Source organism: Bradyrhizobium sp. Leo170, from assembly GCF_004296405.1.
GTDB lineage: Bacteria > Pseudomonadota > Alphaproteobacteria > Rhizobiales > Xanthobacteraceae > Bradyrhizobium.
Genome location: NZ_PSRR01000657.1, coordinates 1 through 1,952, shown reverse-complemented (window position 1 = coordinate 1,952; position 1,952 = coordinate 1). Strand labels below are relative to the sequence as shown.

Annotated in this window: 1 protein-coding gene and 1 pseudogene; both read right to left on the bottom strand. The window is 57.3% G+C overall.

Annotation, left to right across the window (positions count from 1 at the left end; all coding sequences use genetic code 11):
* Positions 1–29 precede the first annotated feature (29 nt).
* On the bottom strand, positions 30–293 hold the full coding sequence (locus CWO89_RS43695; protein WP_207234705.1) for a hypothetical protein: 264 nt from the start codon (positions 291–293) through the stop codon (positions 30–32).
* 1,035 nt (positions 294–1,328) lie between these two features.
* Positions 1,329–1,919, bottom strand: a pseudogene (locus CWO89_RS43690) (LysR substrate-binding domain-containing protein); the annotation flags it as partial.
* Positions 1,920–1,952 lie beyond the last annotated feature (33 nt).

Below are 1,952 nucleotides of genomic sequence, written 5' to 3'. Positions count from 1 at the left end.
GCTGCACTCTGCTTCGATTAAGGCGCCAGCTAGATGGCTCTTCTGGCGCCAGCAAGGTTGCTCTCCTCAGAGGGGCCGCCTGATCGAGCGGCAGAGGCAATGGCGACGACCAAATTCATCAATGACGCCAACTCCGCATTACCGGTGGCAGCACGTGCCAGAACAAGCGTGGCGATCGCCGCTCGATTTTCAGGAGTCTGCATAGAAGTCGGTAGCGCTGCGACCGCTTCGTCAAAAATCCTTCCCAGGACCGTAAGGTCTTCCGGATCATAGACACCACTGTATTGCTGCAACATTCGGCTCCGTATCATTATCGCGCTAGGGCGGCCGCACGTCGCTAAGACGTTTGGCCAAAAGAAGACAGACCAACGACGTACGGCAATGAAGATGCGGTATGCGTTGAAGTGATGCCGTTGCGCAACACAGTCGCGCTTTGCTCTGTCCCGAACCCAGGTAGGCGATATCGGGCAAGCTTCTCTGAACAATTTGCGAGCACCGTTGCCTATGTGCAGCCGAAGCAACGAGGCGAGAAAGATGAACTCTCACATCCGAAGCACCGCTATGCTCACTCATGCCTGCAGGAAGCGCGGAGTCGTTGTGAGATCGACGCGGTCGCCGATGCTAATCCAAAAAACGATAGCCTCAACATTTCCTCAGCTTGGCTCGCATATCTGAATGTCCATCGCAAAGCGATGGCTGCTCTTTTGATTCCGTTTACAACGGATCGCAGCACCGTTACGAGAATGGCGGGAGGGCACCAATCTACCAGCGGCGGCGCTGCTCGACCTTCTCGCGCATGGTATACCAAATGATGGATACTCAGGCGGGCAATGTTCTTCCGAATTTCTGCAGCAATGAAGATGCTCATTGCGGATCGGCGATAAGGTGGTGCTCTGAGCGGCGGCGGAGCGCGCGACGGGCTGCGCGCACAAGGCAAATGGCTGGCCTCGATCAGGAAAGCCCTTGGTTTACATCGCACATGTTTGCCGTCTTGCTCGAAGCGGACCGCTGCCGGCGCGGGCACTGTAGTCAGGAAGCACTCTCACGAGGGATGGCGTTCATGCCTCTTGTAGAGGCGCTCGTCAAGAGGTTGCGGGGCAGAGAGCGGTGTGAGGACCAGGGTCAGGCGGCTCTCATGAAATGCGCGCAGACGAAGTTCGAGCAAGAGGTAGGCATTCGAGCCGAGTTCATGCCGGAGCCGCCAGCGAAGACCTTGCAGCATACTTTCCGAGACTGCACCCGCGATGAAGGAGGGCCGGCTCATCACCAAGGATGTGGGCGTAACCGGCTTGAAGCGAGGAGGAGGGCGATGAGACGCTTTAAGTGATCTAGGGGCGCCGAGAGCTTTGTGTGGTCTCAGGCAGGGGAGTCATGCGGGACGCCTCTTCCAACAATATCTCCCGCATCCAGATGCATGCCGGATCATTGTTGTGAAAAGCGGGCCATTGAACGGCCTCGGTAAATGCGGGAAGTGACCGCGGAAGTGCGACGATCTGCAGGGGCATCGTCTGCGCGAAATGCTCAACCAGCCTTGAGGGCATCGTAGCTATGCGCCCCGTGTCCAATAGTACAGGCGGGATCATGCTAAAGCTCTGCACAACGACCTCAATGCGTCTCTTGACACCATGCTCAAGTAAGAACCATTCCGCGATGGAGGGCCTTCGCGCACGCCCGAACTTCACTGCGACATGCCCCATTGACATGTATTTGTCGAATGCAAGCTGCGGTGGCAGCCGTTTATTCGTGTGGCAGCCTACGCACACGAGCCGCTCCTCGAACAATGCCGCTTTAGGATGCGCGCTCGACATGAACAATTCTGGCAAGATAAGAAAATCGACTTCACCCCGCCGGAGAAGCTCATCGGTCTCATCGGCGAGTGGCAACAATTCGAAAGTGACGGCGGGAGCTTCTCGTGCGACTCAGCCGAGGAACTCCATGCGGCGGCGGCGCTC